The 14496-nt window shown below is 58.5% G+C and carries 9 protein-coding genes; 4 read left to right on the top strand and 5 right to left on the bottom strand.

All coding sequences use genetic code 11. From position 1 onward, the window contains the following. Positions 1 to 142 precede the first annotated feature (142 nt). Both JJC00_RS32675 and JJC00_RS32670 read right to left on the bottom strand, forming a co-directional pair. Positions 143 to 1306, bottom strand: a complete 1164-nt coding sequence (locus tag JJC00_RS32675; RefSeq protein ID WP_200469884.1) for a hypothetical protein — start codon at positions 1304 to 1306, stop codon at positions 143 to 145. Positions 1307 to 1355: 49 nt separating this feature from the next. After that, positions 1356 to 2225 carry a hypothetical protein gene (locus JJC00_RS32670; RefSeq protein WP_200469883.1) on the bottom strand — a complete coding sequence of 290 codons (870 nt, stop codon included), beginning with the start codon at positions 2223 to 2225 and terminating at the stop codon, positions 1356 to 1358. 226 nt (positions 2226 to 2451) lie between these two features. On the opposite strand from JJC00_RS32670, the gene JJC00_RS32665 reads away from it, so the two are divergent. Then, positions 2452 to 4437 carry a DUF5677 domain-containing protein gene (locus JJC00_RS32665; RefSeq protein ID WP_200469882.1) on the top strand — a complete coding sequence of 662 codons (1986 nt, stop codon included), beginning with the start codon at positions 2452 to 2454 and terminating at the stop codon, positions 4435 to 4437. 19 nt (positions 4438 to 4456) lie between these two features. On the opposite strand, the gene JJC00_RS32660 is transcribed toward JJC00_RS32665, so the two are convergent. Next, on the bottom strand, positions 4457 to 5773 hold the full coding sequence (locus tag JJC00_RS32660; RefSeq protein WP_200469881.1) for a hypothetical protein: 1317 nt from the start codon (positions 5771 to 5773) through the stop codon (positions 4457 to 4459). Positions 5774 to 5791: 18 nt separating this feature from the next. Beyond that, the gene (locus tag JJC00_RS32655) at positions 5792 to 9214 is read right to left on the bottom strand and encodes a hypothetical protein (protein WP_200469880.1); all 3423 of its coding nucleotides are present in this window, start codon (positions 9212 to 9214) and stop codon (positions 5792 to 5794) included. A gap of 213 nt (positions 9215 to 9427) precedes the next feature. Between JJC00_RS32655 and JJC00_RS32650 the strand changes: the two genes are divergently transcribed. Then, positions 9428 to 10582 (top strand): hypothetical protein, encoded by a 1155-nt coding sequence (locus tag JJC00_RS32650; protein ID WP_200469879.1) that lies wholly within the window; start codon positions 9428 to 9430, stop codon positions 10580 to 10582. Positions 10583 to 10772: 190 nt separating this feature from the next. On the opposite strand, the gene JJC00_RS32645 is transcribed toward JJC00_RS32650, so the two are convergent. After that, positions 10773 to 12341, bottom strand: coding sequence for a hypothetical protein (locus JJC00_RS32645; RefSeq protein ID WP_200469878.1), 1569 nt, complete (start codon positions 12339 to 12341; stop codon positions 10773 to 10775). Between the two features lie 166 nt (positions 12342 to 12507). Here JJC00_RS32645 and JJC00_RS32640 point away from each other — a divergent pair, with 166 nt between their 5' ends. Together JJC00_RS32640 and JJC00_RS32635 are read left to right on the top strand one after the other, a co-directional pair. Next, positions 12508 to 12876, top strand: coding sequence for a hypothetical protein (locus tag JJC00_RS32640; protein WP_200469877.1), 369 nt, complete (start codon positions 12508 to 12510; stop codon positions 12874 to 12876). Beyond that, positions 12873 to 14474 carry an ArsR family transcriptional regulator gene (locus JJC00_RS32635; protein WP_200469876.1) on the top strand — a complete coding sequence of 534 codons (1602 nt, stop codon included), beginning with the start codon at positions 12873 to 12875 and terminating at the stop codon, positions 14472 to 14474. Before JJC00_RS32640 ends, JJC00_RS32635 begins: the two co-directional genes overlap by 4 nt. The last annotated feature ends 22 nt before the right edge of the window (positions 14475 to 14496 follow it).

The following is a 14496-nucleotide window of genomic DNA, read 5'->3' as shown; positions in this document are numbered from 1 at the left end:
GAGTTTGCCATGCTCACAGGCGCCGAGCACGGCGGCATCATGAAGCTGAGCGGCAGATAGAGCCAGTTCGCCGGCGCGTCCGCATCGTTGATCGGCGGATCGATGCTGTGGGGTGTTCCCCAGCCGCCAAGGAGAAGGACTGTTACTGCGAGCCGGCAATCCGGCTGTTGACGAAGAAAGCTCCAAAACCGCTCGATATCTTGCGCGACAAATTGGCTCGCTTCGCGGCTAACCCGCCGCACCGAACCGAAACTGCGCCGGGGAAAATCGTCGAACGTCGCCGGAAGTTGAAGGACGTGCAGGAACCGGCCGGTGCGTAGGCGCACACGCTGGCTCGCATCATATATTGATTCGGTGCCGACAACCTCACGGATGGGACGGGCCAAAACCCCGAGCGTTCGGAATACACCTCTTGTTCCAATAGCAAAGCCTGCTGGAGCGCTTCGCCCATGCCTCCGGTATTGGCAGCATTGACCAGGACGGCCCGGACTGCGACCGAGAGGTTCGACGGGATCAGAACGGTGATACCGGACGGGTGCGCTTCCAGCGGATGGTATTCAAGCGGCGTTTCGCCTGCGGGCCGGTCGCAAACATATCCTTCTTGTCCGGATTGGAGGAGGAACGGCGCCAAGGCCTCCTTGTCGATTTCCAGTCGGCTGAGATCGGCATCCGAAAACCGGACGCGTCGCGCGAGGCGTTTGAGGTCCTCCGACGCGGGGACCGTAAACCGCCCGGCGGGTTGACCCGAAGACTGCGTTATCCGATCCACGTCTGCGCGCGCAGCGAGTGCTTCACTGAGTTGAAGCAGAGCATAAGTCGAGCGCAGCGCCTTGTCTTTCATGGCTCCTGCCGGGAGCGCTTCAAAGGCGTCGAGCATGGTTTGTGTGTACGCGGCCGCTCCCTCCCATACGCCCAGGAAAATCCTGAGGTCGCCGCGGTGCGTTGCGATGCGATCGCAGAATAGATCCTCGATCGGATCTTCGAGGCGCAGGACGCCGGATCGATCGAGACCGTCGTTCAGGGCCAAGCTTAAGTCTCGTGATTGCGGCTTACGCTTGCCACTCGACTTTGACAGCACCAGGCGTTGTAGCCATTCAAGACGGATCGTGTTGGCATGGAATTGCGGGTCGGTCAGCAACCCCGCGAGCGCCGAGCTCGCGGTGCTTCTCTTCCAGTCCAGGATTTGGCCAAGGGCAGGGTCGCGCGCGTTGAACACCTCATCAGGGAACGCCGGCGCGCGCAGGCGTTCGAGCATTTGCCGGATATCGTTTTCGTCAGGGGCTGATTCCATCGGGCTGCCGTCCATTGCGGCATGCGGGCGAATTAAAGGTCATCACTGTGCGAGCTCGCAGCTTTTAAAACCTATACTTCCGCTCTCTCAAGGCCCCAACATACGGCGGGAGGTAGTATTCACGGAGTGACCATTGCGGAAATGCCTTCAGGCAGAAGAAGGCGCGAGACGCGGAATCTCCTTTGAGTGCGAAATCCCAGCCGTATTGGGCGCAGAGCATGATGAAGAAGCCCGTTAGCGCCTCGAACGCATTGTCGAGGGAGGCTTGGGAAAAATGGCTGTCACGATTATGCTTGACGGAGTTGTAGGCGCCGTACCATGGCAGATCTTTCGTCCCGTGTTGCCAGCCCTGAAACGGGCGACGTGCCGGCATCCATGGGTAATATGGGAATTCGACGGCATAGTCGGCCAATTTCATCGCCGCGCAAAGCTTGACGTAATCCTCTGTATTCTTTGCGCGCGCTTCGTGGAATCCAAGAATGGCCTTCCATTGCGATTCTAATTCCATGCATGCCAGGACGAGCACGTTCCGGATTTCGTGTCCGTAGGCTTGGAAGTTTGTTTCCTTGGGATGGACAACGCGGCAAATCTGCTCGAGCTGTTGGATGAGTGCGTGGAGCTGTCCGTTCGCGCTTGCGCGCCGGCTCATCGCCTCAGTGCTTTGATCCGGATTACGTCCCGGGCTTTCTCCGAGGATTGGTCGCGCCATCCCAGCGTAGTATTCGCCGGGCTCAAGCCCCAGCTCCTCAAACGAAGCACCTGGATAGTAGTCACGCAGGGTTTCGAGAGCGGTCTTGCCCGGCTGGGCCTTGACCTGTCCAAGTTCGGAATCCATGACATCGACGCGCTTGGCTATGGCTTCATCAACGTTCCATACGCCGAGGACTTGGTTAGGCTCGGCGCCGTCGGATGTGCTCTGGATGTAGTAGGACAATGTTTTCTGAGCTCCCTAAACGGAACGCACTCTATGCGATTTGACGCGCGGGTTCACCCACCGCCGCAAGTACCCCTGCCGAGCCCGTATGTGGCTGACACGCCGATGTAAGGACGGTGGGGCACACCCCGGAGGGCTCGCAAGAATGTGCTAGCCTGACACTTCGAATCAAAACCTATTTGAAGCCCTACGTTCGAGCGGCTCGAATCATCGGGCGGGTGCGGCCATGGATAGAGTTGAGATAACGTCGCTTTCGGAACTTGATGCGGCCTTTGGGGACCTCGGCACAAATGTCGGCCCGCGCACGGGGCCCAATAAGCGCACCCAAGAAGCCAAAGAGCGGTTTGTGCTGCGTCACTTCATATCTGCGGCTGTTCGCGCGCAGATGTTCGAACCCCCGATTGCGATCTCGAAGACTGAACCGCCAGCTCCCGATTTCACGGTCGGGCTCGGGATCGCGGGCAAGGACGCGCTGATTGAAATCACGGAAGCGACGCATCCCGACGATCAGCGGGAAATGACCGAGTTTGAAAAAAGCGGAAAAAGCCTTATGCTGCTCGGCGACTTTGGCGGAAGGTTCGCCGATGGCGCGAGCCAACCGAAGCTTGCCTGGGCTTCGGACATTCTGGATGCCATTCTTCGCAAGCGCGATAAGTTGATCTGCACATCGCACGCGTCCGATCGGCACCTCGTGATCTATCCGAACTCCAGCGCATCGCAATTGCTCTTCGATGCGGCGGATGAACGCGAGGCCTTTGCGCATTTGAGGCAGCGGCTCGAAACGGAGAGGGCTGGCTACTCTGAGGCGCTAAATGGTTGTCGGGTGCACGTGGTCGGAAAGATGCTCGTCGGGTTCGATCTGACAGGCACGTTCTTGTTGAAGGCTCGGGACCCTCGTGGATTTCCCGCTACGGCGCAAAACGCTACCAACGACAACGCGAGAGCGGAAAGGCCACATCACATGAAATCACTACAGGAGACCATCGACGCTATTCTGGAGCATGAGTGGCCGCTCAAGATCTGTGCTGATCTGCTTGACGAAAAACTCCGACGCCAAAACATAGAGCTTTCGAAGGTGAAATTGAACGCGCTTGCGCAGCGCATATTGGACGGGACGAGCGCATCGGTCGATGAACCTGCGCTGTCTGGTATTCAGATCGAGTTCACGGAGGAGGACGGCCGGAAGGCGGAAGAGAGGATGGAGCAGCTATCGAATTCGCTGCCTAGGCTCCTTCGGGAGATGACCGTTCGTGGCACGGAAGTTGTTCTGGAAAGCATGAAGCGCCGCTGGCCCGAGGAGGCACGGGCTCAAAAGCGCGACCTGGATCGCTTCCGGAGAAACCTTAACCTGCGGTGGGGACCGGGGCTAGAACGGCTGAGGATGCTTTGTACTATCTCCCGAGAGCTCGGCAGCGGCATCAACAATGCGTTGCGCCCTGCCGGCGGAGGCGATCGCCCCCTCACGTTCGACCTTCTCATCCGGTTGCACGCTCGCACCTGCCAGATCACGGAGGAGGTGATTTGCCTCCTCGGCAGCGGATTCGCCGATGGCGCCATGGCGCGGTGGCGTACCATGCATGAGATCGCCGCTGTCGCTTGCTTGCTCGAGGAGCATGGCGAGAGCCTGTCCGAGCGCTATCGCATGCACGAAATCGTCGAAGCCCGCAAAGCGGCCCGGCAGTACAAGCGCTTTGAAACGCAGCTTCATATCCAGCCGATGGATGACCAAACGATCGAAATTATCGAGAAGGACTATAAGCAAGCAATCGGTAAATTCGGCGCGGCGTTTGGAAACAGCTATGGTTGGGCCGCCGAAGCCCTGGGCAAGGAGAACCCGACGATCGCCGACATTCAAGCGTCAGCGAAAATTCAGCATCTCTCCCCGTATTACCGCCTCGCAAGTCATAACGTCCATGCCAATCCCAAGGGGATATTCCATAGGATGGGGCTATTGGGCGGCGCCACGACGGTGCTCGCGGGACCGAGCAACGCGGGCTTGGCAGATCCCGCGCATTCGACCGCCATATCGCTTCTGCTGATCTCGGCGGTTTTGCTGAAATTGCATCCCACGCTGGACAATACGGTTGCGGTGCGAGCGATGGAAGAGATTATGAATGAGATTGCAGCACTGGTGCAGGATGCACACGAAAAGCTCGAACGTGACGACGAATCGTTCCGTCGCGCCGGGCAGGAAGTTCCTGTGGAAGGCTAGGAAAGCTAGGTCGATCAACCTAACCCTCCTGAGGCGGATAGCTGGCCTGGTGGTAGCCGCCGAGGTGCGAGATGTAGCGACCCTTGAAGCCGATGGCACTAAAGATCATCCGGGTGACGATCTCGCGAATAATGCAGTAGTGTCCCCAAAGCTCCGGTCGCGTCTCTCCCTCCACGTAGTAGCGACCCTCATGAATGATTTCGTTTCGGGCATTGAACGCGCCGCGGATCATCGCTTTGGTGATGCCTTCCATGGGGACCGACCAACGCGCTAGCAGGATATCGAGCTTGCGGCGCAGGGAGCGGCGCTGTAGCTCGGCGAGCTTTGTGGTCATTTCATCCGCAAGCGTGGGATGAAGGGCCTGAAAGTCGTTCTTTTCCGCGAAATCCTTGACCGCCGCTGCAAGCGTGGATTTCAGTCTTGCGAAGAGTGCGTCATCCAGGAGCTGCCTTGAATCCCGCGTGTTCGAGCTGACGAGATTTTCCAGTGCCGTCATCGCATTGACGAGATGCACTTCGTTGTACGTCGCCTCCATCGCAATCCATTCCAGCGCCATCCAAAGGTTCTTCACTTCGAACGGCGGCGCGAAGAACGAGGTGACCGCCGCTGAGAAGATGTCGTCGCGGCCGACCACCGGAAAGGACGGGATCAGGGACGCACGGTGGTAGGTGCGGGGCTGAACCGCGATTTCCACGTCGTCGTCGAAAAAGAAGGTCAAGGACGGATCGCCAAGATTGGCGCCGGAGGCAAACGACATCACGCGGCGGACATGGTCAAGCAGCCGCTTGGCGTCGGCGCGCCACTGCGCAAGGTCTGCCGGGCGCTCGCGGGCCCGGATCTGGATATAGCCCGTGACATTCTGCAGGTCTGTCTCGCGGACATCTCCGCCCGCAACGAGTTCACCCAATGGGCACGTCGCCGTGGCCTGCGGGAAACACTGAAATGCCTGAAGCGCGAGGAGATAGACGGGTGCCGGCGAGGGGCTTGTAGCTTTGCGTCTGAGCGTCGCGAGCTCACAGTCCGCATCGAACACGAAATAGGCGCCTCGCTCGGAGTCCGAATGGGGACCGATCGAATTGAAGTACAGGCGGTCCGTATCGAGAGTCACATGATCCGTCGCCTCTCCTGAAAGGTTGAAATAGGTGATCTGGCTTCCTTCCCGATGCCATTCCGTCAGGATAAAGCGGGTCTCCTCGGTGAGCGGCAGTTCCTCGAGCTTGATGATGAGTTCCCCGCGCCTATCCACATGAGCTTGAAAGCTCACGGCAACGCTATTCTCGCCCAGGCGAAGTGATCCCTTGAAATGATAGGGCTCAATTGGCGTAGTCCCGTTCATCGATGTCCCCGCGAGACTTTATTCGTCTGTCGGAGAAGGTTCGCGGAGCAAAGACAGATAGCTTGCTTCTCCCAAGACCGATAACACACTGATGGCCTCCGTCGCGTGCTGCACAGTGGAAGGCTGGCCGCTCGCGAGGCCTGCCCGCAAGATCCGTTCGATCGCATCCTTGCGCGTCATATAGGTCCAGCGGTCCAGCTTCGGGCTATTCAGAAGCGCGTGAAGGACCGCGACGGATAGATCGGGGTGTGTCTCGGCGGCCGTTCCGAGCCACTCGGTCACCATGTAGCCGACTTTGGGTACAAGGCCGCCACTGAGCATTCGCAAGAGCTGGTCCAAGAGCCAGGCTGTGTCGATATTGTTCTTCCCGCACCACTGCCCGATGCCACCCAGTTCCTCCTGAAACGCCTCCTTGTCTTCCGCGGCCAACGCCGCCGTCAGACGGCCCTCCCAATAGGCAATCCCGCGCTGTCTTATGTCGGTCGGCAAGTCTGCGGCAGGAAGCGCGAGTTCCCGGCCGAGGAGTGCAATGGCGTGCGCCCGCGCGCGTGGCGGCGCCTTTTCCCAAAACGCAGTGGTCAAGGCATCCGGGGCAGCCCCCCACAGCACCAGGATCATAACATAATCGCCAAGCCGGCGCTGGCGTTGATCGGTCTCTTGTGTCCGCTCTGCCGACGATAGCCGCTCGATCTCGTCGAGATAACAGGGAAGCATGGGCTCGATGAGCTCTCTGGTCGGGCGGTCGCAATTTATCAGATGACCAAGCCAAGCGGCCCGTCGAAAATCCGCGTTGGTGTCTGGAAAGATATCGAGGATGTGTTCCTTCAGCCAACCCTCGCCGAAATACCCCAGCCAGTTCAGGTAGCGCCCCATGATGGCTCGTGGAATGCGTCCGACATCCGACTGCTCCGAAAGAGCTGTCTCAAGCAAGCCGCGAATTTCGGGAAGGCGTTCCAGGGCGGAGCGCGGCTCCTCCGCGAAGTCTGCTTCGGCAAACTTGCTTGACCAGAACACGAAGAGAACGAGCAGCTCAATCGTCGAACCCCATATCGACTGTTCGGACGAAAAATAGGGATGCTTCCAAAAATTGGCCTCGAAATCCTGCGTATGTGGGATACGCGGGACATAGTTGAAGACGCAATTGATGATCTTGAGAACAACGGGCGCGTGTTCATAAGGGATGCCCGCTGCGCCCCGACGCAACCCCGATTTCAGGAGGGACACGGTCGCGTAGACCGTCGAAAGCCAATCGCCATCGTCTCCGTCTACGATCGGCGTTTGATCTTCGGGCTGCGTGGGGCGGGATGCGATTGAATCCAGGAGATCGAGAACTGCGCCCCATGCCGCGGTTGCGACGCCATCACGCATTTTGAATTGGAGAGCTTCGAGCAACTGGCGCACATAGACCGGACGCAACGGCTTAAAACGATCGGCTGCTTCAGCAAATCGAACCGGGTCATTGTCAACCGAGGACCTAAGCCTTTGGGCCAAAGCTGCCATGGTTTGGCGTGTTCCTTCCTCAGGTGTCCACGTCTGCAAGAACGAAATCAGGGCAGGGATGGGGAGGGAGGACAAGTCTGTTATGGAGGCGGGGCTGACATCCTCGGGGAAGAGCCTCTTCCTCCAGTCTTCGGGGGCTCCCAATTCCCGGGCAATGTTCTCGACGGCTGTCCGCCGCTCAAGCGGCAGTACATCCTTCCATTTCCATACGGCGTCCCGCACGACGCTAAGGTCAAATATCCGGATATCGGCGGCGGCCGGCGCGCTGCCCTTATGCTCCTCGAAACGCTGCGCCCAACCGTCACGGTAGGTCGCGGGCAACCCATCGATCACGCTCAATACGGCGGATTGATCCTCCGTGCTGAGCGATGAAAACCGCGCACGTGCAAGTTCGGCGTATTCGTCCTCACACCAGGATTCACCGATATAGTCGGGATCAAGAAGGATCGCCTTGCCGAGATCCGGCATCGCGGCGGAATGTTTCGATGCGACATGCAACGCAATACGTTTGAACAGCTTTGGCGGGAGCGTAAGGAGCCGCTCCACGACGGCGTTTGCCTGCAAGGGCGTTTGCGCGCACAACGCCAGAGCAATGTCGCGGACGGTAATGGTGAGGCCCTCTGTGATGCCGTAAGTTGCCATTTGGCTGTCAGCGAGAGGATGCGGCGTGACGTAGCTATAGTCATCATGTGCATCATCGCCAAAACGATGCGCGATCGTCTCGCAACGGATCAGGAGGTCGCAGAAGACGTCCAGCGCCGCAAGTCCGGCCGCGTCGACCAATACCTTGGCCGCTTGCGGCAGATGATGTTCGTACATGCCCTCAGGATGCAGGCTGGCCACGCTGCCGCCGCGGTCGAACACCTGGAATACGGCTATCGTTAAAGAAAGCACTTCTGTCGGATACCCACCATCGGCAAGCCGCTTGATGAGCTCATGCGGCGCCGTGTGATAAAAATTGGCGTTGTCGGGATCGAGCCATCCGGTGGCGACATCAACTAGAGTAGCAGCAATCGCGGGCGGCAGGGCTGCAATCACCTCAAGTCCCTGTTGCCGGACGTCGGGGTGCCTGCTGGCCGCAACCCGGCGAATGGCCTCGACGATATGTTGATCCGCCTCGCGGTCGGATCCCTTGGCAATATTCAGGAGATAACGTCCAACCGGCCATTCGCGAAAATGCTTCGTTCCCGCGCCATCGACCGCTTCAAGGGGCTCGTTCGTAAGATTGCGCTGGAGCAGATACGGCAACCACCGGGGCGATTGGATCGTTTGGAAGAAATGCCACTGAAGGGGCAGTGCGCCGGGTATTTCGCGCTCGTAGTGCCGAACCGCGGCGCTATGGTTCGTCATGGCGGCAATTTGCTCGACGCGCTGCATCAGGGCGGCATAGCGCTTTTGTAACGCGAGCACGATGCTTCGCAGCACGTACTCAAGCGGACGCTGAAAGTCTCGCCGAAAAGCGTCATCGACGGCCAGGGAGCGATGAAACGAGCGCTCGTGCGCCCGGCCGAACATCTCGCAAAGATCGATCCATGCCTTGGTGACCTCGCTATTGCCGGCCCAACCGAGGCGTTCCGCAATGGCGCGGATTTCGCTCGCATGCGTGGTGCGGGGGCCAAGCCTCTTTAGGGCCTCTCGCATGGCGGCCTCGTCATAGCCGAGAGCCTTCAGAGCTTCCTCCGCCTTGATGCGCTGCGGGTCGGCCGGAGGTTCTGATTCGGCCTCCATCGGAACCTTGAGCGAGCTTCGAATCATCGACTCGAGCTCTCGAAGCGCGTGCGCCGCCAAGGGGCGGCTCACGTGGAGTTCGGTGGCCGACGCCGCGAGGCGACAAAAATCCATATAGCGGTTCGCGACCGCATGGCCAAATAGGCGATCCAAATGCGCAACCGTATCCTGCTGCTCGAATGTCAGCGTAAACTGGCTGGTAGGCTCTTGCATGGTGCCTCGCGTTGAGCGTTGATCTCTTAGTTGCGGACCGTCAAGAGGATCCCTTTCGAACTGTCGGGGGCGACGATCGCCGTTTGGCGGGAATTCACCCGAAACCGCGAACGTGGCAGTATAGCCGGAGCTTCGCCGATTCTCTTAGAGTCCGAATGTGGGAATTCTGCTCGATTGGGCGCGATAGCGCCACGACGCCCGGATTTTTATGTAATGCAACTGCTCCTCAAACCCAGATTTGTCGCGCTCGATTCATCGCACCTCGGAGATGTTGCCCGTGATCGCGCATCAATGAACGGCGAACGAAAGTGCACTGCAGAGAAATTTCAGCGCGCGTTCGATGCGAGCAACAACGTCCTACTCCTGAGCTGGCATCACATCCAGGAACTGCTCTCGCATCGGGACGATCAGGTCGTTGTCGAGCGTGTCTCGTACCTAAAATCCCTGCCCTTCGTTGCTTCAGTTCGATCGGCGCACGGCGAGGATGTCGTTGGCGGGATCATTGACATACTGGCATTCGAGGTCGAGGCTGCCTTCAATACGCCGACGATGGATGCAGCGAAGGTGCGCGAAAGCGTCGCTCCAGGTCTTCTGCGAGTCGGAAGTGGCGCCGAGATCATCCGTTCATTCTTGGAAGCATGGCCGCTCCTGAAACCCGAATTGGCTCAAAGACAGGAGCGGGACAGAGAAATTGTGGCAATCTCCCGGTCTGGCTTTGCGGAGGTTTCTCATCTCAAAGTGGTCGACCTTCTGCGGGGAAATGTCCGTCGTCCAGAGGAGATTCGACAGCGCTTCAGCGCCATGCACGATGTGTTGAGCGAGGACATCAAGAAGCGGGGCGATCGGCGTCTTTCCGACGCGGAAGCCGTGTCGGCGACTTTCTTGGAATCCGTGCGGCTATTGGGCATCGGTACTTTAACGCACGATAATCCAGGACTAAAGATTCTCGAAGCAAGCGGCATCGATCTATCCGATATCGATGAAAACACAACGGTCGGCGAAGTGGGCGCGCTCGGGGCGTTTCGCGGCAAATTGCGGGTGATTAACCGCATGACGCAATTGCCGTGGGACAAACTCAAAGCCACCGTCTCCGCAAGGCGATTGCCGTCGCAGGTCGTCCAATCCGGTGTCGATAGATTTAGGCCGGACGCCAGAGAATGGAAGGGGAGCGATTTGAACGACGCGCATCTCAGTTGTTTGGCGGCCTATGCGGATGTGACGTATGTTGACAAGCGAACGCACGAAGCGATGCGCATTGCGAAAGATAAAACGCCGGAATTTGCAATGCTGGTGCGGCGGGCAGAGAAGGCTGGCCATTATTCCGACATCCCCGCGCAACTAAACGCGATGGTTCCTGACGCGGGATGAGGCCGGTGAGCTGCCCCAATCAAATGACATTGACGAGATAGCCTGCACAAGATGGGCGTTTCTGCGGCCAGCAGTTCCCTGGCAAAGCCGTCTCGTCGACGTAGTTGGTTCTCGTAAGGGGCTACTTGGGCTGAACGAAGTTCGTCTTGGGAGTGGAGCTTTGCTTGCGCGCAGCCACGGCGTTGCAGGTCTAGCCGGGCGTCGGTCCCTCTTCGTCGTAAGTCGCCATCATCACCGCATCGATCCCGGTTTCAGATTTGCTGCGTTCGGCGAACTTGTCGTAATCTTCTAAGTAGCTGCGAACCGAGATGACCTCGTGGCCCTTGACAGCCCGTGATGACCATTGAAGCATAGCCATGTCATCGCCATCCCCCGCCTCGTGAACCATCGTTGCAATGCATGAAAACGCGAGCTTGATGCCAGCAACCTGGATGGCATCGATATAGAGAGCATCCATTTCTTCCGGAAGCGCGCCTTTCGGCCAACTCGCTCTGAATCGGAGCGGCTGCATGCAGTTCAAGCCGGAGAATAACCCAGCAACGGCAACGTATCGTTCCGCTGCGGGAAGGACGTCGCCAAGCAACACTAGCGGGGCTTCGGCCCCGGCGAGCCTGATCAAAACCTCCACGCTCTCGAATGCGCTCAAGATTCGCGCACTTTGCTCGTGGTCGGGAAATGCACCGATTTTTGTGGTTATTCTCGCCCGCGGCAGGCTTGCTGGCACGATCTCGACTGTGGCCGCGCCGGCCGAAAAAATGGTCATCATCCTGAAAAAGTTGATCCAGTCGCCTAGAGAAAGCTTGGCTGACTTGATGCTTTCCGGCTTCGTGTTCAATTGCATCCCAGCCTGCGTCACCTCGATGTCGAACAATTCCGCGCGAACGAGGTACTTCGTCTTGAACTTATCAAGCCGCATGGACGGCACGATGATCTCGGCCGGAACGCTGGCCGGGACGGCAAATCCCGCGCCCCGAACCACGATCTGGCAGCGATCAATTGGATTGGGCTGGATATGCATGAGACCGGAGCCATTCATGTCGGGGACCGGAAGCTTGATGCCAAAGCGAGTCTCAAATCCCCGAAACTGCTCGATCTGCACCGGCTTCAGGCCCAAAAGAACGTCGGCAATCTCGTTCTCATTCTCTAGCACAAAGGTCGTCTCGGCCTGAAAGGCGTTGGCTTCGAAACCGAGGGACTTGAGTTGTTCGGCCTTCCTGCGGATGGCTACGTCGCAATCCGGGCCGCAAACTCGGATGAGCGTGCTTCGAAGTGCCTCTCCAGAAGGAGCGATCATATGCTCCGCCGGCAACGGAAAGCGGATACGGCTTTGATTGATGCGGGTTCGTCCCTCAGCGGTCGCCGCGCGAAGCTGGCGGAGCACTGTGGCCAATGCCTCGTCGAGCATGGGGATCAAATATGCCGCGACCGGCTCGAGATCGTCGCCGATTTTCAGCACATAGACAAAGCTTGGCTTAGGCTCTTTTGCCAAGCGCTCGATTGCGGACAGCCGTACCTGGAAGCTGTCATTGCCGGACCACATGGTCTTAACCTGCACGTGGCAGGATAGAGGAGTGGCCCGCTTGTCCAACGATGAGCCCGGCCCGGGCCCCTCGAGCGGAAACTCGACGATGAAATCCCAGCCCGTACGGTCGTAATCTGCCTTGTTGCAGATGAGCTTCGCATTGTTGCAAAGCTCCCGAAACCGCGCTTCACCTTTCTGGCCAAGCTCGTCGGAGCTCAGTTTCCTTGCATTCGACATCGGGAATATATCCGTCAAAGGCTGCTGATCTGCGAAACTACTTGGGTCAGGACGGCAGCTGGAACTTCGCTTTTTCGGTCGGTTGCGGGATAATTCTATATTTCGGCGGCTGATCGCACCCACAGCGCCGAGAACCTCGATCTTGAATTATATCATGGAATGATATATGTTGGGAGATAGCCAACTGGCCGTGCTGATTGACCAAGCCGGTGTATGGCGCATGCCAAACGGCTGGCAGGTCGTCGTTCGAGCTGAGTGGTGCGATGTTACCTCAGGCCGACCTCACGGATTGTCCTATGCGTTGATCCTGAACGAGCACGGGCAACGGTTGTTAGGGTTCGACAATTCGCATGGTTTCGACGGAGCGGGCGATGACGATCCTTTTGACCACGAACACCGTTTCGGCAAGGTCGGTCAGCGCTTCCAATACGACTTCAAGTCACCCGCTATGCTGTTGACCGATTTCTTCGATCGCGTCGAGCAGGCTTGCAAGATCAAAAATGTGCCTTTTGAGTTCGAAGAGAGGGATCCATGAGCAAGCTCATTTCCGGGCAAACGCTGCGAGACCGGCTCCTCGATCGCGTAAGCCGTCCCCCCGCTGTTCCATCTGACGCTTGGGTGCAAGTTCTTGCGGCCCCCGGCAATCGTGAGCTTCTGGGCCTCATTGCGCAGCACCAGCCCAAAAGCATCAGCGAACTATCGGAGCTGGCAGGGCGCGCACAGCCCAACGTGAGTCGGTCGCTGACCGCGCTTATCCAGGCCAGTCTGGTGGAGGTCACATCGCAAGGCCGTGCGTCCGTCCCAACTCTGACTGCGCTTGGGCGCGAGAAAGCGCGCGATTTTGGCTTGCTTGAGCACGTCGCCGAGCCGGCGATGGTGGCGTCCGATCATGTAATCGGGCCGGACGCGCCACATCTGTCGATCTCGTTTGCAGGCAGAGCGACCGACAATAGCGATGTCAGCCCCGGAGATCTGGTGTTGACCCTCCCGCCGCGAGCGGATCACGAACCGATTGTCGCGAAGCAAAGCGGAGATATCAACGGAATCGTACTGCGCATACTCGATCACTGGTGGAGAATCCTCTACCGGCGGGATGCACCTTATAGAATTGGCGAGTTTAGTGCGGTGCATGCCCCGTCTACGCGTCAGGTCTCGCTGGCGATAAGGTCCGTCGGTGATCGTGTCGAGCATGTCGTGCGCTGGGCCGACGATGTGTCCTCGCGGCAAGAGCAGTTTCTGCAAATCGTCTCTCTCGACGCCTTCAAGCAGAACCTGCTGGATGATGTTCTGCGCCCCGCTGTCAGCGAGATGCGTAGTCGCGGGCGCTACGATCGCCCAATTCAGTCCAAACTAGCGCGCTTGGAAGACACGTTGTCTTACGAGCAGGACTCGGTCTTCGCTCGGACCGCCGGTTCGCTTGGAGAGTCGCCATACAACCTGACGAGCGAATGGGCCCAGAAGGTCCGCGATCTCATCTCAGAGGTCCCGGACGAGGAATCGCGATTGGATTTCTGCTCAGCGGTCCTGAAGGACGGAATAGATGAGGCTGAGGCCTGGACACGTTCGGAAATCACCAAACAAGGCGATCGAAACGCCATGCCTGAACTGCGTGTGCTCTCCGAGGAACTTCGTGAAACGCCGGCGGAATCTCGCGCTCGCGCGTACCAGCGTGGTATCAGCATGGCGAAAAAGCTACGTAAACACCTCAAGCTGACGCCGGAGACCGGCATAGCAAATACGGTCAAGCTTGCAGCGATGTTTGGAGCCGGCGGGTTCGAGACTAGTCCTGCCGCTCCCTGTGCCCTGCGGGCGTTCCAGTCACAGACACGCAATGCGCCAACAATCGTCGTCGAAAAAGAAACGGCCGCCGACACCAAGTTTATCCTCGCAAGGGCGATCGGCGATTTTCTTGTGTTTCGAAGCAAGACATCATGCGTTGCAAATCTCTATACCGATCGGCAGGCAGTCGGACGCGCCTTCGCCGCTGAATTTATCGCACCCGCGGAGAGCGTAGTTCGCATGATCGAAGAAGATGACCAATCCGTGGAACGTGTCGCCGAACACTACGGGGCGCCCGCGCACGTCATCCAACATCAGTACGGCAACAATTTTAGACGTTTCATTGAGGCGTGATCATTCGGCAGAAGCCGCACTG

Origin of the sequence: Bradyrhizobium diazoefficiens (genome assembly GCF_016616885.1) — a bacterium.
GTDB classification, from domain to species: Bacteria; Pseudomonadota; Alphaproteobacteria; order Rhizobiales; family Xanthobacteraceae; genus Bradyrhizobium; species Bradyrhizobium diazoefficiens_F.
The sequence above is the reverse complement of the archived record's forward strand: the minus strand, read 5'-3'. Positions and strand labels throughout refer to the sequence as shown.

What these genes read in the sequence shown, in the direction of transcription:
- JJC00_RS32675 (WP_200469884.1), bottom strand. Translation starts at nt 1,306, where the DNA reads ATGGACGGCAGCCCGATGGAATCAGCCCCTGACGAAAACGATATCCGG.
- JJC00_RS32665 (WP_200469882.1), top strand. Translation starts at nt 2,452, where the DNA reads ATGGATAGAGTTGAGATAACGTCGCTTTCGGAACTTGATGCGGCCTTT.
- JJC00_RS32660 (WP_200469881.1), bottom strand. Translation starts at nt 5,773, where the DNA reads ATGAACGGGACTACGCCAATTGAGCCCTATCATTTCAAGGGATCACTT.
- JJC00_RS32655 (WP_200469880.1), bottom strand. Translation starts at nt 9,214, where the DNA reads ATGCAAGAGCCTACCAGCCAGTTTACGCTGACATTCGAGCAGCAGGAT.
- JJC00_RS32650 (WP_200469879.1), top strand. Translation starts at nt 9,428, where the DNA reads ATGCAACTGCTCCTCAAACCCAGATTTGTCGCGCTCGATTCATCGCAC.
- JJC00_RS32645 (WP_200469878.1), bottom strand. Translation starts at nt 12,341, where the DNA reads ATGTCGAATGCAAGGAAACTGAGCTCCGACGAGCTTGGCCAGAAAGGT.
- JJC00_RS32640 (WP_200469877.1), top strand. Translation starts at nt 12,508, where the DNA reads ATGTTGGGAGATAGCCAACTGGCCGTGCTGATTGACCAAGCCGGTGTA.
- JJC00_RS32635 (WP_200469876.1), top strand. Translation starts at nt 12,873, where the DNA reads ATGAGCAAGCTCATTTCCGGGCAAACGCTGCGAGACCGGCTCCTCGAT.